Annotated in this window: 17 protein-coding genes; 5 read left to right on the top strand and 12 right to left on the bottom strand. The window is 60.7% G+C overall.

Going from position 1 to position 22171, the window contains the following annotated elements:
• The first annotated feature begins 90 nt into the window (after window positions 1-90).
• Window positions 91-567, top strand: a complete 477-nt coding sequence (locus SINAC_RS00420; RefSeq protein WP_015243730.1) for a hypothetical protein — start codon at window positions 91-93, stop codon at window positions 565-567.
• 242 nt (window positions 568-809) lie between these two features.
• Complete coding sequence (locus tag SINAC_RS00415; RefSeq protein WP_015243729.1) at window positions 810-2087, top strand: DUF2252 family protein; 1278 nt, start codon at window positions 810-812, stop codon at window positions 2085-2087.
• Window positions 2088-2107: 20 nt separating this feature from the next.
• On the opposite strand, the gene SINAC_RS00410 is transcribed toward SINAC_RS00415, so the two are convergent.
• Together SINAC_RS00410 and SINAC_RS00405 are read right to left on the bottom strand one after the other, a co-directional pair.
• Complete coding sequence (locus SINAC_RS00410) at window positions 2108-2404, bottom strand: MoaD/ThiS family protein (RefSeq protein WP_015243728.1); 297 nt, start codon at window positions 2402-2404, stop codon at window positions 2108-2110.
• Entirely contained in the window at window positions 2401-3516 is a 1116-nt protein-coding gene (locus tag SINAC_RS00405; RefSeq protein WP_015243727.1) for a WD40/YVTN/BNR-like repeat-containing protein, read from the bottom strand. The genes SINAC_RS00410 and SINAC_RS00405 overlap by 4 nt, the downstream gene beginning before the upstream one ends.
• A gap of 870 nt (window positions 3517-4386) precedes the next feature.
• Here SINAC_RS00405 and SINAC_RS00395 point away from each other — a divergent pair.
• The gene (locus SINAC_RS00395) at window positions 4387-5118 is read left to right on the top strand and encodes a PEP-CTERM sorting domain-containing protein (protein WP_015243725.1); all 732 of its coding nucleotides are present in this window, start codon (window positions 4387-4389) and stop codon (window positions 5116-5118) included.
• Between the two features lie 298 nt (window positions 5119-5416).
• Here SINAC_RS00395 and SINAC_RS00390 read toward each other — a convergent pair whose 3' ends face one another.
• The 4 genes from SINAC_RS00390 to SINAC_RS00375 all read right to left on the bottom strand — a co-directional run bounded on the left by SINAC_RS00390 (window position 5417) and on the right by SINAC_RS00375 (window position 9838).
• On the bottom strand, window positions 5417-5995 hold the full coding sequence (locus tag SINAC_RS00390) for a cysteine hydrolase family protein (RefSeq protein ID WP_044147347.1): 579 nt from the start codon (window positions 5993-5995) through the stop codon (window positions 5417-5419).
• A gap of 253 nt (window positions 5996-6248) precedes the next feature.
• A complete protein-coding gene (locus SINAC_RS00385; RefSeq protein WP_154673853.1) occupies window positions 6249-6800 on the bottom strand; it encodes a hypothetical protein in 552 nt (183 codons plus the stop codon).
• A gap of 131 nt (window positions 6801-6931) precedes the next feature.
• A complete protein-coding gene (locus SINAC_RS00380; RefSeq protein WP_015243722.1) occupies window positions 6932-7945 on the bottom strand; it encodes a DUF1559 domain-containing protein in 1014 nt (337 codons plus the stop codon).
• A gap of 681 nt (window positions 7946-8626) precedes the next feature.
• Window positions 8627-9838 carry a cystathionine gamma-synthase family protein gene (locus tag SINAC_RS00375; RefSeq protein ID WP_015243721.1) on the bottom strand — a complete coding sequence of 404 codons (1212 nt, stop codon included), beginning with the start codon at window positions 9836-9838 and terminating at the stop codon, window positions 8627-8629.
• Between the two features lie 787 nt (window positions 9839-10625).
• On the opposite strand from SINAC_RS00375, the gene SINAC_RS00370 reads away from it, so the two are divergent.
• A complete protein-coding gene (locus SINAC_RS00370) occupies window positions 10626-11867 on the top strand; it encodes a DUF1559 domain-containing protein (protein ID WP_015243720.1) in 1242 nt (413 codons plus the stop codon).
• Window positions 11868-11915: 48 nt separating this feature from the next.
• Here the strand turns inward: SINAC_RS00370 and SINAC_RS00365 are convergent, their stop codons facing one another.
• The 5 genes from SINAC_RS00365 to SINAC_RS00345 form a co-directional block, all read right to left on the bottom strand.
• Window positions 11916-13220 carry an MFS transporter gene (locus SINAC_RS00365; protein ID WP_202802886.1) on the bottom strand — a complete coding sequence of 435 codons (1305 nt, stop codon included), beginning with the start codon at window positions 13218-13220 and terminating at the stop codon, window positions 11916-11918.
• 219 nt (window positions 13221-13439) lie between these two features.
• Complete coding sequence (locus tag SINAC_RS00360; RefSeq protein WP_015243718.1) at window positions 13440-14387, bottom strand: DUF1559 domain-containing protein; 948 nt, start codon at window positions 14385-14387, stop codon at window positions 13440-13442.
• 139 nt (window positions 14388-14526) lie between these two features.
• On the bottom strand, window positions 14527-15927 hold the full coding sequence (locus SINAC_RS00355) for a cytochrome-c peroxidase (RefSeq protein ID WP_015243717.1): 1401 nt from the start codon (window positions 15925-15927) through the stop codon (window positions 14527-14529).
• Window positions 15928-16299: 372 nt separating this feature from the next.
• Window positions 16300-16488: a hypothetical protein gene (locus SINAC_RS00350; RefSeq protein WP_237722823.1), complete on the bottom strand. Its 189-nt coding sequence runs from the start codon at window positions 16486-16488 to the stop codon at window positions 16300-16302.
• Between the two features lie 293 nt (window positions 16489-16781).
• Window positions 16782-18172, bottom strand: a protein-coding gene (locus SINAC_RS00345) for an ISKra4-like element ISSiac4 family transposase (RefSeq protein WP_086018129.1) whose coding sequence is annotated in 2 segments (ribosomal slippage) — window positions 16782-17965 and window positions 17965-18172 — 1392 coding nt in all. Because the reading frame shifts where the segments join, the coding sequence is not laid out codon by codon here.
• An 859-nt stretch (window positions 18173-19031) separates the two neighbouring features.
• Between SINAC_RS00345 and SINAC_RS00335 the strand changes: the two genes are divergently transcribed.
• The gene (locus tag SINAC_RS00335; RefSeq protein ID WP_015243713.1) at window positions 19032-20099 is read left to right on the top strand and encodes a DUF1559 domain-containing protein; all 1068 of its coding nucleotides are present in this window, start codon (window positions 19032-19034) and stop codon (window positions 20097-20099) included.
• A gap of 103 nt (window positions 20100-20202) precedes the next feature.
• On the opposite strand, the gene SINAC_RS00330 is transcribed toward SINAC_RS00335, so the two are convergent.
• Window positions 20203-21606 (bottom strand): M15 family metallopeptidase, encoded by a 1404-nt coding sequence (locus tag SINAC_RS00330; protein WP_015243712.1) that lies wholly within the window; start codon window positions 21604-21606, stop codon window positions 20203-20205.
• Between the last annotated feature and the right edge of the window lie 565 nt (window positions 21607-22171).

Below are 22171 nucleotides of genomic sequence, written 5' to 3'. Positions count from 1 at the left end.
TTGAGAGTTCCCGGGCCCGCAAGCGTTTGGCCGAGATTTTTTCCAATCAAAAGGCGTAGCGAGCCTCAAATGGTCGAGGAGTTGATAGAGATGGATGCCGCTCGACGAGTGATCATGGCCCTCACCCTGGCGATGGCCGGTTTTACCCTGGGCGGCTGCGACTCGCGGTTGCATTATGAACACGCGAAAGTCCACGGGACAGTCACGTATCATGGGAAGCCCTTGCCGCTGGGGTCGGTCCTCTTCGTCCCGGTCGAGCCGCCCAAAGACGGATTGATGCAGCCTGCCTCCGGCACGATCAATTCCGACGGGACCTATGAGCTGAAATCCGAGGCGGATGCCGGTGCGATCCTCGGCGAGCACAAGGTCGTCGTCATTGCCATCGACGGCGGCCAGCCGGCCGCGGCCCCGGACCCCGCAAAGGCCGCCGATGCCAGTCCCGCCCCGGCCAAGATGGCCCGGCTCAAGTCGCTGATCCCCAACAAATACTCCGATCCTGCCACCACCCCGCTGACCCAGAAGGTCGTGGCCGGTGACAACACGATCAATATCGAGGTTACAGACTGACGGTTCCGCGATGCCAAGAAGAGTTGGCGCGAGTCGTTCATTTGGGGGGCCTGGACCACTTGTTGGTCGTGGTCGCGCCGTGACAGGAGGCGTTTCGCTTGCTCAAGCCTCCACTCAATGGCTTGGTCTTGTCGAAGACCTCTTGTCGCTGCACCCCCGGACAACAACAACATGGTATCTTGGAATCGGCATCACCACGGGGTTCTCTGGGGAATTGTTGACCTCTCTTGCGAGGGACATCCGTGGATGTGAAAGGTCGCTCACCATCGATCCTTGAGACGATCCTCGAGTACAACCACGATCGCAAGCCGAAGCGCGTTCGCCTGAAGCTTCAGCGCATGGATGAGAACCCATTCGCTTTCTTCCGGGGGACCGACCACCTCTTCGCCCGCTCCTGGCTTGAGTACCAGCCCTCCGACGTCGGACCGGCGATCCTCATCTGCGGTGATCTCCACCTTGAGAACTTCGGAGCGTATGAAGCCGAGGACGGGGAGATTCTCTTCGATATCAACGACTTCGACGAGGCCATCGTCGCTCCCGCCAGTCTCGACCTCGTCCGTTGCACGGCCAGCATCCTCATCGCGGCGGAACTCTGGCATCTTACGCCTCTGCAGGCGGTGGGCATGGCCCTGGCCTTCCTCGAAGACTATCGCGGGACGCTCACGACGCGGCCTCAGGACCATCCGGATGCCAACGGTCTGCCGCTCTTGGGACCCAGCGTCATCTGGAACCGGCCCGGAGTGACGGGGTCGGTCGACCGCGTCTCGCTCTTGAACCGGAACACGGAATTCACCAAGAAGGGGACGCGGAGGATCATCCGCAACGAGACGAAACATCCTCCGATCAGCACGTCGCGGTTCAAGGCGATCAAACAGGCCGTTGAGCAGTACGGGAAGACCACCCGCAGGCCAGGCTCGTATGCCGTGCTTGACGCTACGGCCAGGATCGTCGGGATCGGCAGCCTCGGTCTCCCGCGTTACGTCGTGCTCGTGGAAGGAGCGGGTCCGCCCGACGAGAACTGGCTGTTGGATATCAAGGCTGCCACTTCGCCCTCGCTACGGTCCTGCACTGATGCGCTGCAGCCTGAGTGCGGCGAGAGCGAGGCGCATCGGATTGTCCAAGCCCAACTCACGCTTCAGGCTAAGCCGGCGCTCGGGCTCGACGTGATCGAAATCGAAGGCCGATGGTATCGCATCAGGCAGTTGATCCCCGACGAGAACCGAGCGAGCCTCGACCGGCTCCGCAGGGATCCGGTCAAGCTTCGCGAAGCCATCCACGTGGCGGGACACGTCACGGGGCACTCCCACCTCCGCGGTATTCCCCCGCTCGAGGAGAGTCACCGGCGTGACGAACTCATCGCCTGGGCCTCCAGGCCTGCGCTGGACGCGGTCATGGCGGCCGCGGTGCGTTGCGCCGAGCGCAATCGGCTGGACTACGAGGAGTTTCACGAATCCATCTCTCGTCCCTCGGCCCTGCCGAAGCCGCTCCGTTCCAAGGAGTCGCCGCGGAAGTCGAGATGATTATGCCCATGTCCCACGGGCTAGCCGCCTGCGATGGCCCCTACGACCAGGAACGGCTCGGCCCCGTTTGCGATGGCGTTGGGGAGCGGGTTGTCCGGCAGTTCGTGGGACAGGTCCTGCTCGCAGGCGAAGAACCGTAAAAAGGGTCGGCGGCGTAGCGTGTCGTAGTCGCGGATCGTTCCGCGGAGCATCGGGAAGCGGTTCTCAAGCGCGTCGAGGACCGAGCGCTGGGTGATCGGACCCTCGACGCAGAGCTCCACCTCTCCGGTGACGCGTGCCAGCGTTCGCAGATGGGCAGGGAGTACCACGCGGATCATGGCAGTGTCTGGACCTCGACGGAGAGGACGGCCGGAAGGTCCCGGACGATGGGTGCCCAGTTTTCCCCTGCATTCGCCGATGCGTACACTTGTCCCCCCGTGGTGCCGAAGTAGACGCCACACTGGTCGAGCGAGTCAACGGCCATGGCGTCACGGAGTACGTTGACGTAGCAGTCGCTTTGCGGCAGGCCGGCCGTGAGAGCTTCCCACTCGTTTCCGCCCGTCCGGCTTCGGTAGACGCGGAGCTTCCCGTCGGGCGGGTAATGTTCGGAGTCGCTCTTGATCGGGACGACGTAGACGGTGTCCGGCTCATGGGCGTGAACGTCGATCGGAAACCCGAAGTCGGACGGCAGGTTCCCGCTGATCTCGTGCCACGACTCGCCGGCGTCGTTGCTGCGCATGACGTCCCAATGCTTTTGCATGAACAGCACGTTGGGGCGTGACGGGTGCATGGCGATCCGGTGCACGCAATGGCCGACCTCCGCATTCGGGTCGGGGATGTACTGCGACCGCAGGCCTCGATTTACCGGTCGCCAGGTCTTGCCCCCGTCGTCGGTCCGGAACACGCCTGCGGCGGAGATCGCGATGAAGATCCGCTCGGGATTGCTCGGGTCGATAATGATCGAGTGCAGGCCCATCCCACCGGCCCCGGGCTGCCAGCGGTGCCCTGACTCATGGCCCCGGAGGCCGGGGAGTTCCTGCCACGTCCGGGCGCCGTCGGCGGAATGGAACAGGGCGGCATCCTCGACACCGGCGTAGACGGCCTCCGGATCGTTGAGCGATGGTTCGAGATGCCAGACGCGCTTGAATTCCCAAGGGTGCTGCGTGCCGTCGTACCACTGGTGGGTGCCGGTGACGCCGTCGTACTGGAACGCGTTGCCGACCGGCTCCCAGGTCTTGCCCCCGTCGTCGGAGCGCTGAATCATCTGGCCGAACCACCCGCTGGACTGCGAGGCATACAGCCGGTTCGCGTTTATCGGGGAGCCCTTGAGGTGGTAGATCTCCCAGCCCGCAAAGTGGGGGCCGCTGATCTCCCACCGCTGGCGCTTGCCGTCCGCCGTCAGGATAAACGCACCCTTGCGCGTGCCGACGAGTACCCGTACTTGGCTCATGCTTTATCCTCCTTGTTTTTTGTTTTCGTCAGGGGTGAGGCCAGGAATGAACCGGACTTCACCGCTTCCTCCCAAATTGAGGCGGCAAGGCTGGGGGGCACTCCCTAGTCGTTTGGCGCTGGTCGAAATCGACAACGGTCAGAATCTGGCGACAGATTTTCTGTGGCCGCCCGCCTGGAAATCGCCTAACGGCTTCCGGCGCATGGGATTTCGTTCGCCGGCTTCGTAAGCTGTTATGCCGACGATGGTTTTCCTGCGGGCGAGGGTGGCTCTCGATTCCCGAGTCGCGAAGGCCGGTCCTGGTACGCCTTTTCCTACCGCCCTCGAGCTCGCGTTCCGTTTGACTTCCCGGTCGTTAAGCTGGAAGACCGAGCCGCGGCCGTCGGATGAGTATGTCGAGGCTGGTGAGCATGCCGATTCCGCCAAACGCGATCTCGACCGTCGCAGAGGCCTCCCCCTCGGGCCGGGCCCGCCCCGGCGGTTATCGCGGAGCCTGCGGATCCCCATCAGGAACCCGGGATTCCGGTGACGGGCAGGAGGCTCAGCATGAGGCAGACCCCCGGCGTGCCGTCCGTCGGCTTGGCCACCGTCAATCAGCCTGTCGGGGCCTTTTCATTTCGCGAAGAATTGAGAATCGCACGAGCACGATCTTATTCAATTTGCGCAAATTGCGTTAAGAATGAAGAATGGCCCCTTTGTTTCCTTCTGATACATGGTCCTTGAACGGCTCACCTTGAAAGCAAGTATCACCTCAGGCATTGGTCTTTACGCCGAACTCCTCTCTTAATAGCATAAAGCCCCCCCCCCAATCTCGGAGAGCCGGGGAAAACGATCTCGAAACAACACCTCAGTTTCTACGGATGGTTGATCATGCGTATGCGATGGATCTCGACGTACATCGGACCAGTCTTTTTAACCCTCCTCCTCAACCTGACTTCGATTGGCTTGACGGCAAGGGAAGCCGGAGCAGAACCGATCCGGTATGTGACCAGCGGTCAGGTTAACACGGACAGCCCTATCATTCGCTTCGAGGGGACGGAGGGCACGTTTGAGCAAGGCACGCTTTCTGACCCCAGCTCGTTTTTGCTCGGCCGGTTCGTGGTCGATAAGCCGCCTTCCGGATCTGAGGCTACCTATAACGGCGGCCAGTTCTTCATCACGATTGAGGCCCCCGATTTCTATCAGGAATCCGGGGGCGGGCCAGGAGTATCCTTGACCAAAATTAACAGCAGTATACTGATCCGTGGGCATATTGACTATGGAGTTTATGTTGATATGCTCGATGAAAAGCCGGGCCTTTTCGCGATGATTGACTCAATAGAATATGGCAGCCATAATCCAGTGACACTTGGCCATATTCAAAAATATAGTTTTCCAATCACTCTTGAAGACATGAAGTTCTCAGATAATATGATGACTATAATGAGGGGAAAGGATCATTTTAATCCCGATTCCAACGTGTTCATTAGCCCCCCGGTCATGATGGAAACGGTGCCCGAGCCGGCGGCAGCGTGGGTGTTTCTGGCAGGGATAGGCGTCGTTGGCCTCTACCGACGGTGTACGTCCCAACGAATCCCCCGCTCCGGCTCATCCCAGCCTTGAGCCTTATAAGGTCAGGCAGGCTAAGATTTCCACGAGTCATGGCGTGGTGTTCGACTTCAGAATGGGGAAGAATCAAGTAAGGGGGGGGCAAGGTCCGACTTGATTGTCGGCCCTTGACCCCTCTCTGTTTTTATGGGCACGTGAGTTCAACACTTGGCTGTCCAACAGTTTACGGCCGGTGCGATCGCACACGCAGCCCCTTTGGGAAACGGCTCTCGTTGAGTACGGCAACGGTGGATGCCAAGAATCATCTTCCTCCTTGAGGAAAGGTTCCCTGGTGCTCACCCACTCCGCCTCTTCAAGGCTGCGATGAATCCGGCTTGCCCGATTTCCCCTCGAGGAGTTCTTCGGTGGTAACGGAAGTTGCATAGCCGAAGTGCAGGGCCGCCATGAAGGCGGCATGCACCTGCGCGGCCGGGATTTTGACTCCGTTGAACTCAAGGTCGCGCGAGGCGCAGGCGTCGTGAACGACGATGCAATTGTAGCCGAAGTCGTTGGCCGCGCGGGTGGCGGCGTCAACGCACATGTGGCTCATCGCGCCGCAGATCACGACCTCCTGAATGCCGTTGCGGTCCAGGACTTCTTTGAGGTCGGTGTCCCGAAACGAGTTGATGGAGTGCTTCAGCACGACATGCTCGCCTTCGAGGTTCCGAACCGTCGAATGGATCTGTGCGCCTACCGATCCCGGCGCGAAGAAGGGGGCGTCGGCCGTTGGGAACTCATGCCGGACGTGAATGACCAGATCGCCCGCCGCACGCGCTGCAGCTAGCAACCGAGCGGCATTCTCCGCAGCGGCCTCCATTCCGCTTAACGCCCATCGGCCGTCCGGGAAATAATCATTCTGAATATCGATAATGATCAGAGCACGCTTGGGCATCTTCAAGTCTTTCACAATGAATGACAGGGACAGCCTGTCGGCTCGCTCGCTCTTCATCGTGGAAAGCGGGCTGTACCGTAAAGTCCCCTTCGTTTTTCGCAAGGGAACGAGGCTCTTGCGGGCGCGATCTTATCCCATTTGCGCAAAATGCGTCAAGGATGAAGAATGGTCCCTTCGTGGTGCATCCGGCGAGTTCGTTGACGCCGAGGATTGAACCCTCATTCCGTACGACTGACCCAGTCTGGCCCCGCACTTATTCCAGGTCAAAGTTGATGGTGTTGCGGCCCGAAACGACCTTCTTAGTCAGTTGAGATTTCTCGATGTCCTCATATTTCAAAGGGAGCTGTGATTCGACCTTGGGTTTCTTTTTCAAAGGGGGGGCCGCGGTGTCCGGCTCTTTCTCCGGCTCTTTGCGGGCGGAGATGACCACGCGATAGTCACCGAGCCGTGCGCCGTTGGCGTCGGCGGTTTGCAGGCTGTAGGTGCCGTCAGAGCCGATCGAGCCCATCGCGGGGGTTCCGCCGGGGGTGACCGGCTGGAAGCTGATCATCCCCTGGGTGACGGGTTTTCCCTGGTAGCTGACCTTGCCTGTGACGGGGGCTAGCTCCGGCCCCTCCTGACTGCTGCAAGCCGGAATGATCAGAACCAAGGCCACGAGAAGCGGTGAAGTGCGACGGTGACGGGTCGCTGGTGCGAGGGGGGGACGGTCTCGATACATCGGGGGAGAAATCTCCGGATCCACTTTTAGAGAAGGTGTCTTGGCGGGTCGATACCAGGCGGCCATGTCCTCTTGTCGGGTGGGCATGGCCCATGATGCCTGAGGTTCAGCGGGTTGACGGGCGTGGGTGCCTTTTTTGATTCTCGGGGATGAATCCAGGTAAGCCATGCCCATCCTGCAAGCGGCGGATTTGCTTCGCACACGCGCACTTCGCCCGATCAGTAGGCGTCCGCAGAAACGATCTCGCCCCGCGCTCGAGTGCTAATTGCTGTATAGATATCGTAGTTTATTGAATTTTTAATGAATTTGACCGACCCATCGGTGAATGCGAAATTGCCCCCGCCAGGATGTTGGCTATGGAAGCTGTAATTCCAGACCCAGGTGTTCACGGGAGATGGGTCGGGCTTCTTGATGAAGTTGAGGGGCAAGGACGTCACCCCGGTCGAGGTGTTGGAATGGACCCAGCCGTTGTGGTTGCAACGGTCCATGACCTGTTCGCCGATCATCATAGTGTTGGACGTTCCATCGAGGATGTCGCGGACGCCGACGCTGCGGCCTGCGCGGGAGATTACCCCGGTTCCGCCCGGCGGGGCATCGGAGGAGTCGTCGCCGAGTTGGGGTAGCGTGCAACGATACCCTTGCTGAGCGCACGGGTTGAGAATCTGGCCGTTCTGGTCCGCCGCTCCGGAACATCCCAGGCAGTTGTCGCCCATCACGCCGAGGTAAGACGTCCCGGCCTCACTGTCAGCGGCGCCGATGTCGTTGTGCGGCAGGAGGTGGATCGGATTGCTGGGGTCAGATGGGCACATGAATGTATTGACGATTGTAATTCGGACGGTCTTGTTTGCCTGGCCGAGGTAAAATTTCCCGGAATAGTTGCCCTGAACGCCGTCGCCCCACATGAAGCTGAAGTTCACGGCGTTATAAAGGGGCGTCATCTCCAGTTGGGGCAGTTGCAGGACGATCCAACTTGCGTTGTTCCCCGTGCCTCCCAGCCCGGAAGACGGGTTAAAGGGGTGATACCACTGGCCGTTGGGGAAGACGCCTACCACGTCGTGATAGTTGTGCGCTGCCAGGGCGAGTTGCTTGAGGTTATTGACGCACTGCGCCCGACGCCCCGCCTCGCGTGCCGCCTGGACTGCGGGCAGCAGCAGTGCGATCAGCACGGCGATGATGGCGATGACGACCAAGAGTTCGATGAGAGTGAAGCCGCGTCGAAGGGCGAACTTCATGGGATGAGGACTCCAATTCGGGGGGATATCGAACGATCTTGCGTGGCACGGAACAAGAAAAGAGCAAACCATCCTTGCAAATCGGTGGAATGCGCAAGCGATGACGCTTGCGCATCAAGAAAATCACAGAATCATTAGCGATCACTGCAACGTTGAGTGATAGACCGACATCTGTATTTGGACGGCCAAGGCGCAGTCTGCCACAGACATGAGGTCAATATGATCCCTCGTCAATGACCGACAAAACAGAAGCCGGATCGAAAAGGTTGGAAGAAGAACTTTTCTCGCCTTGTTGATCTTTAGCAAAATCTGGCGGGCGTGCAACAAGAAAGTTTCGAGTATGGCAAGCTTGCCAATCTGGGCCGCGATCCATGACGGAGATCACAGCCAGCCTGGTGGTCCAGAGGGTCAAGCTGATTCGCGGGGACGACAAATGAAGGGCAGGGGGGGGATGGGAGGGCTGAAATCGGTGGTTGTACAACTGCCGTTGAGCCGAGATGTCTGACGGCTACGATTCTGTGGGAGATTTCATGGCTGTGCGCATAGACTGTGTCGATGGGGAGGGCGAGTGATGTGGCGGGTAGGAACGCTGCGAATTGCATCGCGTTTCGCAACGTTTACCCCGCCCTGACCGCTACTCAGAATCTGAAACGGTCAGGGGGGATGATTCAACGGCCGACTTCAAGCGGGCTGCGCGCCCTCCAGCGCCTGGTCGAGATCCGCGATCAGATCAGCCACGTCCTCAATACCGCACGAGTAGCGAACCAAGGTCTCGGGAATCCCCAGGGCGGCACGCTCCTTGGCGGTCAGCTCGACGTGGGAACCGGTCGCCGGGGGAGCGACCACGGTTTCCACCGCGCCGAGATTCGCGGCGCGATGCGCCCAGCGGAGACGGGGCAGGAACCGTTTGACCGCGTCGAAGTCGCCGGGCAACTGGAAGCTGAGCACGCCGCCGAAGCCGCCGGGCATCTGCCGCTTGGCGATCTCGTGGTTCGGGTGATCTTCCAGGCCCGGATAAAAGACCTGTTCGACAAGCGGGTGGGCCCGCAAGTGGCGTGCGATGGTGAGGGCGTTGCTGTTCTGACGTTCCACCCGCAGCGCCAGCGTCTTCATCCCGCGGAGGAGCAGGTAGGCGGCGTCGGCGTGGAGGGTCGCCCCCGTGATCTCTCGGCGTCGAAAAATCGCCTCGACGAGCGCTGCGTCGCCCGCGACCACGCCCCCCAGGGCATCGGCATGGCCCCCCAGATACTTGGTCGCGCTATGGATCACCAGATGCGCGCCAAGCTCCAGCGGATGCTGGTTGATCGGGGTCGCGAATGTATTGTCGACCACCACGATCGCTCCCTGCGTGCGCGCCCGGGCGGACAGGCGTTCCAGGTCAAGAACCTTGCAGGTCGGGTTGGTCGGGCTCTCCAGATAGAGCACACGCAGGCCGCCGTCGATCGCGGCCTCGATCGACGCCTGGTCGGCCGTCTGGCAGAGGGTGACTTGGACCCCGACCCGCGGCAGGAATTCGCTGAACAGGCGATTGGTCCCGCCGTAGGTGTCGGTCACGGACACCACGCGCTGGCCTGGCTCCAGCAAGGTGAATAGCGTGTCGCTGATTGCGGCCATGCCGGTCGAGAAGCTTGTGGCGGCCTCGGCCCCTTCCAAGACCCGCAGCTTCTCCTCGAAGACGGCGACGGTCGGATTGGTGTTCCGGCCGTAGATGTGCCCTTCGGCCTGCCCTAGCGCGACCGCCCGCCACTCGTCAAGGTCCTCATAGCCGAAGGAGACGCTGTGGACCACGGGGACCTGGGTGGCGCGCTGCATGTGGACGCCCCCTTCGCCTGCCCACACGGCCTGGGTCCGAGGATGCGGCTTGCCCTGACGGGCCTTTTCTGAATCGGACATGACAGTGTTCCTGAAGCCTGGACATTGCCGCCACGCCTTCGGGGGCTGGACTTCTTTTTTTACGGCATGATGCCGGCCGTGGTGGAATGGTTTGGCGTGAAAGGGAGAAACCGGGGCTTGTTGAGGCAAGGGTTACTGGCTGCAATATGATCAGACCGCATCGATTGATCGCCATCGTACCGAGTGGACGACCCGGGAGCAATATAATAATCAATTCAAAATATCGAAAAAATTGTCGTTATGCATGATTTGGTAGATAACGCGACTCCTGGGTGAAGGGTCCGGTTGACTGATGCTGTTTTGAGAGACCGAGGAGAACATCGGACTGTCGAGGAAGCTGGCACCGAATTCTTTTCCTGGGCTTGAACTGGAATCTTGTTTTGTTCGATCAGTATTGTCGGCATTGGTCTTGACCGGGCCCTATCCTAAGCAAATAATGCTGGCGCTGGTTTTGCGGATCGTGATCAAGTGTGGTCGGAGTTCCCACCTGGTTGAGAATGAGCGGCGAGTTCGCCGAGTCGTCGATGATGACGAGTTCCTTGGTTCAAGGTCTGCTCTTGATCGCGTTCCGGAGTTGATCAGAGGCCGGCCGTGAAGGAATGGGGTCGGCCAAAATTGGCAGCATCGTTCATAACGAGCGAGTGGATGAGCAATCCATTTTCTGAAAGCGATCCACTTGACTCCATACGTCGCCGACTCGTCAACGAGAGGCGTCCTGTACCCGACTATTATTGCGTGTTGCTGACTGGTGATCCCAGAGGCGAACGCGGACTCGTTGGAGTCTCGCATGCCCCTGGTGAGCCCAAGAATTCGGCTGGAACGGGTCAAATTTTCCGACCGCCGGTCGACAACGCGTTCTGTTTTTGATGGCCGCGACGGGGATGGTGATGGCGGCGTCGACCGGCCGTGCGCTGGGTTTACGCTGATCGAATTGCTGGTGGTGATCGCGATCATCGCCGTCTTGATCGCGCTCTTGTTGCCCGCCGTGCAGGCGGCCCGGGAGGCGGCACGCCGGATGCAGTGCGCCAACAATCTCAAGCAGATTGGTCTGGCGCTGCACAACTATCACTCCGTCAACGACTGCTTCGCGCCGGGGGGGCTCGTCGGTTATCGCTATGACACCAGCGCCTATAACCTCAACGGGACCTACGGTGCCTTCGCGCGGATCCTCGGCAGCTTGGAGCAGCAACCGCTCTACAATGCTATCAATTGGTCGCTGGAGCCTGACCAAGACGCTTACGGGGCCAAGGTCAACTCCACGGTGACGATCTCTCGGCTCAGCACGTTTCTGTGCCCTTCAGACGCGCCCCCGTCGTACCTTGGCACCGGGACTGCGCCGATCAATACGTTGACGGCTCCGGGCAACAATTACTTTGCCTCGCTCGGCTCTTCGCTGGAGTGGGGGGCGTACCCCGGCCCACTCTCGGGACCGGCCCAGACGCCCAACGGTCCCCCGAATGGTGTGTTCAATTCCGGAGGCGCGACCGTCGGTCTGCGCGACATCCAGGACGGCTCCAGTAACACGGTCGCTTGCGGCGAGTGGCGCACCGGCAGCGGTGTGCGAGCCAACGCGGGCATCACGGTCGTCATCCCCACGGATATCATCATGGTGGGCAGCTACCCGGCGGGGGTCAGCCGGAACACGGCGACGGTCTCGATGCCCAACTCAACCCTGGCCAATAGCTTATTGTCCTGGCTTCAAACGTGCGCCAGCAATGTCGGAAATTCGGCGATGCGGTTCAACAAGTCGACGACTTTGGGAGAATCCTGGGCTCTCGGTTTGCCGAGCTACAGCCTCGGCAATATGCTCGTTCCTCCGAACCCGAAGACACCCAACTGCAATGTCGCCTCCAGCAACGCGGTCAACCAACCGGGGGTGTATGGCCTCAGCAGTCGCCACTCGGGCGGCGTGAACGTGCTGATGGCCGATGCCTCGGTCCGCTTCCTCAAGGATAGTGTCAGCATCCAGACCATCTGGTCGCTGGGCTCGCGAACCGGGGGTGAAATCCTCAGCGCTGACAGTTACTAATACAGAAGCTTGATTTGATGAAGTGAATGCCCCGCTTGTCCGTGGGCCTTAACCAGGCTCCGGCAAGACCCCCTCCGGGGCCGATTCGCCTTCCGTCCGCCTGATCAGGCCACGGGCGAAGACAAGCAGCGGGACGGCAAGTTGCAGGCCGCACACCGCACAGACGCCCCCCCAACCCCACCGCGACCAGGCGAAGCCGCCGAGGATCGAGCCGACCCCAGCGCCGACGCAGCACGAGACCATGTAGATGGTGTTCAGCCGGTTCCGAGCGTCGGGGCGCAAGGCATAGATTCTTGCCTGATTCGAGACGTGCGTCATCTGCATCCCGAGATCGAGCAAAAGCACCCCGGCCACGATCCCCCAGAGCCGGTGAGAGCCGATCCAGAGCTCGAAGAACGAGGCCAGCATCAGGACGAGGCCGAGCACCGCCGTGGACCGGGAATCGCTTCGATCCGCGAGCTTGCCGACCCACGATGCGGCGAGGACTCCGACCACGCCCACCAACCCGAACAGGCCGACGATCTCGCTTCCGTAGCGGAATGGAGGTTCGGCCAGGTGGAAGGCCAGCGTGGACCAGAAGGCAAGGAAGACCCCGAACGTCGCCGAGCCAAACAGGCAGGCCTGTCGGAGCGCAGGCTCCGCCCGGACCATCTCCCAGAGCGAACCGATCAGGCGGGGATAGGTCAGCCCCGTGTCCGACTTGTCGCTGGGCAACGCCCTCCGCAGGACCGCAAGCAGGAGGATGGTGAGTCCCGCGGCGATCCCGTACATCGCCCGCCAGCCGAGGTAATGGCCGACGAGGCCGCTCACGGTACGGGATAGGAGAACGCCGATCAGAAGGCCGCCTTGCACCGCGCCAACCACTCGCCCCCGTTCCCCGGGCGGGGCGAGGTGGGCGGCGAACGGGAGCAGCAATTGCGGGGTGATCGTCGTGACACCCAGCAGGAAACTCGCCAGAGCCAGCAGCCCGAGCGTCGGGGCGACGGCCATTCCCACGAGCGAAACGATTACAGCGGCGAGCATTACGATCACCAGCCCTCGCCGTTCCACCATGTCGCCCAAGGGGGCGATCAAAAGCAGACCGAGGGCATATCCCACCTGCGGTAGCGCCGGGATGTGGGCGACCCCGCCCTCCGCGACGTGCAGGTCCCGGGCGATCTGTGGCAGCAGCGGCTGGACATAGTGCAAGTTGGCGACCGTGACGCCGCAGCCGATCGCCATCAATAAGGTTGTACGACGACCAAGGCGTCCGGCGACGTTTGGCTCTTCAAGTTCGACGTTCATGGGCAAGGGGCGTGACCGGGTGAGTCGCTGGGCGGCGGATTCATTCGAGGTCGAGGGCCGACAACCCATGATAAGACACCGAGTCAACCCCACCGCCTCTGCCAATCATGAATTGAATAATGAAAAATTGGAGACTTGTCAAAAAAATGCGTCATGGACAAAAGGGGGAGTGGCGATGTGCATGGCTCGACGTCGACCTCGGGATGTTTGCGAAAGTACCTGTCCTTGACGAAGAGAGGCCCCCTCGATCGCTCGTTCCCCAGATGCCGCCGTCCCCTCTTCGGTTTTTTAGAAACTGTCCGCGGAGATGATCTCGCCGCCTTGCCGGGTGAGCAGCGAGGCGACGGTCTCGATCGTCATCGTTTCCTTGAGGAACTTCACCGACCCGTCGGCCATCCCCACAGTGGCGCCGCCGGGATGGAAGCCGTAGACTCCGTACATATTCCCGCAGTTGATTGGGCACCGCCCCAGGTTTTTCGCCGCGCTGATCCAGTCCTTGCCTGGATCGAAGCCTCTCACCGAGAACAGGTTCCCCTCGGCCCAGGCGGAAATCGGGACGCTATTGGTTGCGGTCACACCCGAGTCGGGGACCATCGTCCGCCCGGATCGCCAGATCCGAGGGCGGCCGGCGCATTCGACCAGCATGATCGTGTTGGATGTCCCGTCGGTGACCTCGCTGAGGTTTCGCAGGCCACCCTTGGTGGTGCCCTGGAAGACACCATCGGTGCTGGACGGCTTTGCACTCTGGATGAAGCCCGATGCCCACAGGGTGTCGGCAATACCGGTGCTCGCCGCATAGTCGGCCATTGCTGCTCCCCAACCCGGGGCGGGCGTCGTGACGAACCTCGGATTGAGCCGGGGCCCGCTCGGTGTGCTCGGGCAGAGCATTGCGTTCATGTGAGTCTGGACCGCCGTGCTGTTCTCACGCGAGATGTGCGCCACCAGCATGTTGTAGCTCTGGTACAGGTTCGCTTGCTCGATGTACGGCAGGATCTGAGCGCCCCAGTAGCGGGTCGGTGTGGTTTCTGTCGTTGGCAAGGCGTTGTTGGCGGTATGGAAGTTGTGCAGCGCCAGCCCCAATTGCTTGACGTTGTTGGCGCACTGGATCCGCCGCGCTGCCTCCCGTGCTGCCTGTACAGCAGGCAAGAGCAAGGCAATCAGCACTGCGATGATTGCGATGACGACCAGCAGTTCAATGAGCGTGAAGCCGCCACGGGCAGAATGATTCCGATTCATGATTCGTTGCCAGAGAATTGGGCCGCGAGGAGGGGGCGTCGCCGGAACGAAGTCGCGGGGACCGCCCCGGATTGTCGTCCTTGGGGGGCCGGTGCATGCAGGATGAAAGGGGAAAGGACCGTTTCCGTCTGGGTCAAGCTTACCGGTCGGCCGCCGGGGGCGTCAAGTTGCGATTGAGATTCTGTTTCAATTCGGGGTCGCTTGGTGGGAGGATGGGGGGGCGGCGGAAGCCGCGGGGCTCGTTGAGGGATTCGAGGAACGCTTTGAGGTCGGCGAGATCCCGATCGTTCAGTCCGAGGGGGCGAAGCAGCGGCGATTTGGTGGGGAAAGGTGCGGCGTCCGGTTTCGGTTCGCCGGTCGGCCGTCGGAGGGTCGCCATGCCGGCGTTGTACATTCGCAACACCCCGTCGAGTTCGAAGACCCCGTTGTGCATGTAGGGCTTGGTGTTGCCGATGTTGCGGAGGCTGGGCGTGCGGAATCGGCCGACGTCGTCGGCCTCTCCGGTGATCTGGTAGCGGCCGAGGTCTTCGAGTGTCCGCCCGTAATAGCTCAGGCCGAGGTCGTGGAATTGGTTGTCGCTGAAGGTTGGCCCGTTGTGGCAGTTCAGGCAACGCGCTGCGCCTCGGAACAGGTCGAGCCCGGCGATCGCCTCGTCGGTCAGCGCCTTGGGGTTCCCTTTGAGGAAGGCGTCGAACTTGCTCCGGCCGCCGACCAGCGTCCGCTCGAACGCGGCGAGGGCGCGGGCGACGGCGTCGAGCGTCACGTCGTCCGACCCGAACGCCTCCTGAAACGCAGGGCGATAGCCGGGCACCTTGGCCACAGCCGCCACCGTCGCCTCGGCTGGGGCGTTCATCTCGTGAGGGTTCAAGATCACGACGCGGGCCTGATCCTCGAGTGTCGCGGCCCGGCCGTCCCAGAACAGGCTCCGCGCCTGGCCGACGTTCAGCAGCCCGGGCGCGTTCCGCGGGAGCGCCTGGCGGTCGTGTCCGAAGGAGGTGGTCCGGCCGTCAGCCCATCCGAGGTCGGGGTCATGGCACGACGCGCACGCGATCTGTCCGCTGCCCGACAGCCTTGGGTCGAAGAACAACATTTTGCCCAGCGCGACCTTCGCCGCCGTCGGCGGGTTCTCATCGGGTTGGGCCACCGGCGGCAGCGTTCCCAGTTCGACCCACTCCACCCCCGGGTCGACGTTCGGCCTGGGCCATCCCGAAGGAGGCCCTTCATAGACTTGTCGCAGCCCGGCGATCCGCTCCGCGCGAACGTCAGCAGGCTCCTGAGCCCGGGGCGGGAGCCGGGGCAACGCCTTCTCCTGCGGCTCGGGAGCGACGGCCTGATCTTCGTCGCGTCGCAGCCCGGCGATCCGCTCCGCGCGAACGTCAGCAGGCTCCTGAGCCCGGGGCGGGAGCCGGGGCAACGCCTTCTCCTGCGGCTCGGGAGCGACGGCCTGATCTTCGTCGCCCCAGGCGATCAGAGGCGCGACCAGCACCATCACGGAAACGCCCATCCTCAAGATCCCGCGAACAAACCACCCTGATCGCATGACTCTCCCTTCCTCGCCTGGCATCATTCGTGCTGTCTGTGCTGAGACTGAGTGTCATTGTCACGGATGGCTGGCAGTTAAGTCCAGCCCAGGTCGACTTATCCTTTGGGGCGATCTCGCCGTTGGCCGATGGGACGAGCGTTGTCATCGCGGTTGTTGTGGAGGATGGTGGAGCGCGCATTGCTGCGGTTCAGGATCTGAAGAGTTAGGACTCCGTAGCGGAGGTTCGATCGGTCTGTGACAGGGCAAGATTTCGGTTTTTTCGGGAATGAGGACCATGGTTTAGGCCATGGACCTCTTTGCCTTTTGCTGAATAATGCAAGAATATGCTTATTAAATGTGGTAATGCGTGGAAATGATAGGGCTTTTGTGCTAAAGGCCTCGGATTGGAACCGGGGGCGTTGCCTGGGCAATGAACTTGGCCACGTCGGAGTCTTTCCGGGCCAGGCTTCTCAGAAAGTTCGTATCCGAGAGTCGCACGTTGCGGAAGCCGCGGCGAAGTTGCTGGATTTGGGGAGGTTCATTCCTCGTGGTCACCAGGAAGAGGTCGCCGTCGTCCACGTTAAACTCTTGGTCATCAATTCGGACTTTTCCCGACCTTCCGTTGGTGGTTTCCCACTCGAAGTGCATGCGTTTTCCGACTTGGGTTCTGACTTCTCCATTGAGGGTTGCTACGCCTCCTTTTTTCTCGGAGCCGCCTATTCTCCAACTCCCATTGCGGTCTCCGGGAATCACCCCCCGGGTGCCTGGGATGACACTCCCTTTTGCGAGCGTTTTCAGGGCATTCGGATCGCCGTCGCAATCGAACCAGAAGACCAGCCGGTGAGCATCACATTAGTTGGTAGGACGGACGTTCAGTTGCTGGAATAGTCGCGATTCCAGAAGGCGTCCCACTGGCCTTTTTCGCTGCGGTAGAGGGCGCGGAGGTGGCAGAGGGCGTGAGCGCCGTCTTCGCCCCAACGCATTCCGGCCAGTTTCAGACGCTGCCCCACCACCGTCTTGCACGCGCTCTCGATCGCCCCGCTCCCGATACACCAGCCACGCGCCAGGTATTCGGGATAGTCCATCCGGTGCGCCTGGCGTTCAAGGTAACCGATTAACTCGGTCGCGGCTTCGCCCAGGCCAGGCCGGCGCGGCCAGTCCCATTCCCGCAGGACAGATCCCAACACCGCGCCCCCTTCCTCTTTGAGCAACTGTCGCCATCGCCGGGCTTGGTCTTCGGCTTGGTCCTCGTCCTGAGGGTGCAGCAGACGCGCCAAGCCGGTGAGCTTCTCCGCAGGGTGAAAAAAGTCAAGAATGATCACTTCCACACGCGGAAAGTTTTCACGGAGTCGATCCTCCAGGCCCGCGCCGCCGTCGGAGAGGCCGATCCAGCGATCGGCCCGGTCCATACCGACGTCTCCGGCGGGCGTGCGGAGCAAGGGACCGAACTCCTCCAAGGGATACAGGCCCGCGAGGTAACGCGCCTGCATCGGCTGCGGTTTCTCGTCGGGCCAAGGCCACTCCGGGGTGGGGTTACAGACCATCCCCACGTAGGCCATGCGGCCTTCGGCGGGTCCCCCTCCCTCCCCTTGACGCCGCACCCCAGTGGCGTCGAGTTCGACGTACGCACAACGTTGGCCTTCGTAATCCTTGTGCCAGGGCCAGTCGGCCGGGGGACCCAAGTGCGAGCCGGCCTGGACCGCCTCAGCCAGACGTTGACCGGCCTCTTCGGTGGTCCGTTCGACAGTCGATTCCGAGACCCGGACACCCCCCATCTCTTCGAGCAGTTCCGCCCCCTTCTCGAAGCTGTCGGCAACTGCCCCGGCCAAGCTCGCGACGCGTTCCAAAGCCGGCGTCAAGTCGCGGGTCGTCAGCCCCGCTTCGCGATCGAAGGGGAACAGCCCCTTGCCACAGCATCGACAGAGGTAGTAAGCCCGGCGGTAGCGGACGGCTCCCACAAGGGTGAAGGAGGTGTGCAGGCGGTGCGAATGAAACTCCGCCGTCCGGCTACAGTGGGGACAGGTTACGCTGGCTCCGTCGTATCCGTTTTTTTTCGCGTCAGGTGCTGCTCGATCGCCTTGGCGGCGATCTTGTGAGCCAGGGCCCGGATCTTGAATTCGTTGGCGCCGAAGAGGTGGGCGTCGTCGGTGATGGCAAGATTGGCCGCGAGTTCGCTGATTTCGGCATCGACGGCCTCGCGGATGGCTTGCTCGAGCCCCGCGATTTCAGCCTGTTTCTCGGGAGGCACGGGTGCGGTCGGCATGGATGGACTCCGTTTCCGAGGTCGGGTTTTCCTCAGGTACCGCCGGTTTCCCTCTTGTGTACAAAGATTCCACCAACTGTCAAGACGCTCACCGAAGACCAGCACAGGTTGTGAATTGTGATTGAATTCTACGGCTTTGGTGGGGCCGGCGTAGAAGATTCGGCCCCCCATGGGAGTCGGACCATGGATTCGGGGAGCGGTCTGAGAGCCGCAACCGCCGAGGCCGCCGATTGAGCCGAGTAGGATCGTGGTGGACCTGAGCAACTTCGTGATCCGATTCAATGGAGAGTCCCTCCCCTTGCGGTGAGCGGCAGCACCGAATCCATGATGTGATGAGCATCGCCTGGTCATGCATAACGAAACCTTGGCCACATCGCAATGTTATATTCCCATTCCGAATCATAAGGAGTAAGGGAGCAGGCCTGGCGGTTTGGCTGTTATGAGCATGAGAAGCTCATCAAATTTGGCTGACTCGACACCGAGGGGCGTCGGACTTCGTTGCTCAGAGGCGGGGCAAGGTTGAGGACAGATCGGGTGTCCCCATCGTCGTGAAAATGGGAAGTGATGTTTCCTCGTCGTTGGGGGCCTATCAAATCGGGCTAGGCGCGAATCACAACAGCGATAAAATCGGGATTTGTTTAGAGTGGAGAATTCTAGGTTGAGAGTTGAGACTGGCCCTATCTCGCTTCCAACCTGTCGGTGGCCCGGCCTTTTTTGTCGAATCGGCGCCGCCCGCTGATCGCTTCGATTGGCGGCCTCTTCTGACAGCGACGCCATGGCTTGGTCGAGACCAGGCTTCCTCGGTAATTCAGGAATTGCGCAGGCGCATCCTCGACTTGCTCCAGGGAAGGATCGACTCATGACAACAAGGATTGATCAACGACGTCGGGGTGTGACGCTGATCGAATTGCTCGTCGTCATCGGCATCATCGGGGCGCTGATGGCTCTGCTGCTCCCTGCGGTGATCTCGGCCCGCCATGCCGCCAGGCGAGCCGTGTGCGCCAATAATCTGAAACAGATCGGTCTGGCCGTTATCAATTACGAAAGCCAAAGTAATGTCTTCCCGCCAGCGCACCTGGGACGTGCATCGTTGAACGGAGCGTGTCCTTTTCCTGCCGATTTCAGCGTCTTTGTCCGGCTTCTGTCGCAGATGGAGCAACAGCCGGTGTTTGACGCCGTGAACTTCAGCATGACGAGTTGGGATCTCTCGAATCTCACGATCGCGGGCGTCGGGCTTTCCACGCTGATGTGTCCAAGTGATTTCAACGTCTCCATGCCAATGGAACTCCCCTTGAGCACCCCCCTGGTCGAGGATATCAGCCTGCCTCCAGGCCGTTGGCAGCAACAGTTCGCGAGCTACGGAGCCGTCGTGGGAATCCTGGATCTTTCCGCGAGTATGATGAACTTCGGCATCGTCCCTGGCACGTCGGACACAGTCGTTCCTGGTTTCGACCAGTACATGAAGTACCATACAGGCGTCATTTTTCCGATGGGCAGCACGCGCCTGATGGAAATCAGTGATGGAACCAGCCACACGTTGTTGTTCAGCGAAAAAGCTTCCACCACGAACGGTCTTAGCGGATGTCCAAGCCGATGGAATTGCGGCGATGTGATCAATACGCTGATTTATTCACTGTTCCCGCCGAGTCCCTCCAATCGGCCGAAACTCGCGATGGCCCAGGCCTCGAGCCTTCACCCCGGCGGTCTGAATTGCTCGTTTGCGGATGGATCCGTACGGTTTGTCAACAACACGATCGATAGTTGGGCACCACTAGGGATGTCTTATCTCCTGAACTATCGCGCCACGCTGATTAGCACCAATCCATTCCAATGTTTGGCGGAGGTTACCCCGGGCGCTCGCCTTGGGATTTGGCAAGCGCTTTCGACCCGAGCTGGCGGTGAAATTATCGACGACAACTTGTACTGACGGAGGGTGGGTTGAAATGGGGGGCATTCGTCATTTGGAAGGCGGTGGATTGCCACCCCCCCCCCTTTTTTTTGCATTCGCTGGTTTTTCCGCCAAAGGGGCTTCACTGGGGTCGTGTATGGCCGAGTTCTCGGAGGACGTCGCCGAGTTCGTGGAGCATCTTGACCTGCTCGCTCAGGTGCCCGTGCTTTGCCTCAACATTGATATACCGCTTTTTCGCCCGGCCGCAGTAGACCGACAAGGAACCATCGTCGGTGACGCGACGGTTGTCCTGAAGCACGACGTTATGCCCGCGACCTCGCAGCGCCTCGAAGACCGGGCGTTCCGTTACGAAGTCGAAGTCACTGGGGTCCCGAGCGGGGGCGATGAAGACCTCCTCGGCGTCGCCGGCTAGGTCTTGACCTGCCATGTAGCTTCGCACCGAATAACTCCGTCCCCCGTTGTTGTGCAGGGCAATGACCGCATCCGCCCGGTCAATCTGGTAGAGCTTTAGCAAATCCTCAGCGAACTGCGCCACGGCCCGTTCGGCCTCGTCATTGCGCTGTGAGAGCTTTGCCAAAGACTGTTCGATGCCTCGGCGGGTGAAGATCCGATTCGGGTCGAATCGATAAGTTTGGCCTCCGAGCGCGAACCTGACGTCGCGCAGGCCGCTGTGGCGCAACTCGATGAGCCGGCCGCCCGTGCGGCGGAGTACCTCCAAGCCCGCTTGGGCTGACGTGTCTTCGTCGTCATGAAGGTTGACGTAGAGCAGGGACGAACCTCGGGCCTCCGACACGGAAACGTTGACCTTTGTTTCGCCGACTTGCAGGACATGCGTTGATGTTTTGACAGGACGGTTGGGCTTTTCCAGATGCTGATAATCCCGAGTCGTCTTCCAGTGTCCTCCCCACTCCCATCCCATCTTGAGGAAGGCCTTGACGACCGGATGTTCCTTGGTGAGGGTGCCCTCTACGTTCGGTTCGTACTTCGCGCCGGGGGGTTGAACGACCTGGCCTTTGATATAGGGGTTCTGCCGGGGGTTGATATCGATCGCCCGCCCCGACGCGTGATTCGACAGGCGCACCGTGCCCGCAATCGGTCGGTAGTTGAACGCCGACGTATTGTTGGCGGCCATCGACAGGTCGTCACTCCAGCGTCCGTCCTTCCTGAACCGCGGATCGGACACAGGTATGACCGACTGGAGCGGGAACTTCGATTCGAGCATCACCTGGAAAGCAGGGCGGACATCTTGCTCGAGGTCGCGGTCGACGACCAACTGACCGCGATGGATTTTTTGGTCGAATGAGAAATAGTGCAAGTCGATGACGACTTGCCGATCACGGATTTCCTCCGGGCAGCCAGGATCAAGCCCAGCGAGGGCCTCCGCCCTCGTCATGGCACTATCCACAATCGGGTCGTCGAGGGTGCCGCTCGCCGCACGAGGCTGGTCGTCCCCCAGCAGGGGAGAGGGATTGAGAGTCAGAAGGGACAACAATCCGATCATGCCGAGGAAAGATCGATGAAGCACTCAACCACCTCGTTAGGCTGGCTATCCACTCAACCACAATCCAAGGGACAGGTCGCTATCCCAAGGGGGGAGGTCGCCAACATCCAGCGAAGGTTCACCGACCCTTTGCTTTGCCGAGGGAACCTTGAAGGCGTCGCTCCCCTTCCATGTTACCGGCCGGATTCTTCAGGCTGCTGCCCGAGGTTTTGGGTTTTCCGTTCGGCCACCAGACAGGATACTCACGAGGACCTTTCCAGAGAAGGCCTGTGACAAGCCTCATGCGTGATTCCGATCGATCTGGGGGCGACCTCGTGCCGTTTCGAGATCGTAGGCCGCATCCTCCGTGCCGGATCGTCTCGATGCGTTGCGGAGCGACGAGCCACTGGCCTCACGGATCGTCTCCGGCGGCGTTCGCTGTCTGTCGGATGCTTGATTTTACAAATGCACAAAATTGAATGTAAAAATATTCTTTGTGAAATATAATGGCTAGCTAATTTTTTATAATCTGAATATTAAGATGTTTTAATAATTTTTTCTTATTTTTTTCCTTGAACAGCATTGATCTTGATGTCGCAAATTCATTCCT

This window comes from Singulisphaera acidiphila DSM 18658, from assembly GCF_000242455.2.
In the GTDB taxonomy this organism is placed as follows: Bacteria; Planctomycetota; Planctomycetia; order Isosphaerales; family Isosphaeraceae; genus Singulisphaera; species Singulisphaera acidiphila.
The sequence above is the reverse complement of the archived record's forward strand: the minus strand, read 5'-3'. Positions and strand labels throughout refer to the sequence as shown.

Coding starts and splice junctions, on each gene's coding strand:
- SINAC_RS00420 (WP_015243730.1), top strand. CDS start 91: ATGGATGCCGCTCGACGAGTGATCATGGCCCTCACCCTGGCGATGGCC.
- SINAC_RS00410 (WP_015243728.1), bottom strand. CDS start 2,404: ATGATCCGCGTGGTACTCCCTGCCCATCTGCGAACGCTGGCACGCGTC.
- SINAC_RS00405 (WP_015243727.1), bottom strand. CDS start 3,516: ATGAGCCAAGTACGGGTACTCGTCGGCACGCGCAAGGGTGCGTTTATC.
- SINAC_RS00395 (WP_015243725.1), top strand. CDS start 4,387: ATGCGTATGCGATGGATCTCGACGTACATCGGACCAGTCTTTTTAACC.
- SINAC_RS00390 (WP_044147347.1), bottom strand. CDS start 5,995: ATGCCCAAGCGTGCTCTGATCATTATCGATATTCAGAATGATTATTTC.
- SINAC_RS00385 (WP_154673853.1), bottom strand. CDS start 6,800: ATGCCCACCCGACAAGAGGACATGGCCGCCTGGTATCGACCCGCCAAG.
- SINAC_RS00380 (WP_015243722.1), bottom strand. CDS start 7,945: ATGAAGTTCGCCCTTCGACGCGGCTTCACTCTCATCGAACTCTTGGTC.
- SINAC_RS00375 (WP_015243721.1), bottom strand. CDS start 9,838: ATGTCCGATTCAGAAAAGGCCCGTCAGGGCAAGCCGCATCCTCGGACC.
- SINAC_RS00370 (WP_015243720.1), top strand. CDS start 10,626: ATGCCCCTGGTGAGCCCAAGAATTCGGCTGGAACGGGTCAAATTTTCC.
- SINAC_RS00365 (WP_202802886.1), bottom strand. CDS start 13,220: ATGGGTTGTCGGCCCTCGACCTCGAATGAATCCGCCGCCCAGCGACTC.
- SINAC_RS00360 (WP_015243718.1), bottom strand. CDS start 14,387: ATGAATCGGAATCATTCTGCCCGTGGCGGCTTCACGCTCATTGAACTG.
- SINAC_RS00355 (WP_015243717.1), bottom strand. CDS start 15,927: ATGCGATCAGGGTGGTTTGTTCGCGGGATCTTGAGGATGGGCGTTTCC.
- SINAC_RS00335 (WP_015243713.1), top strand. CDS start 19,032: ATGACAACAAGGATTGATCAACGACGTCGGGGTGTGACGCTGATCGAA.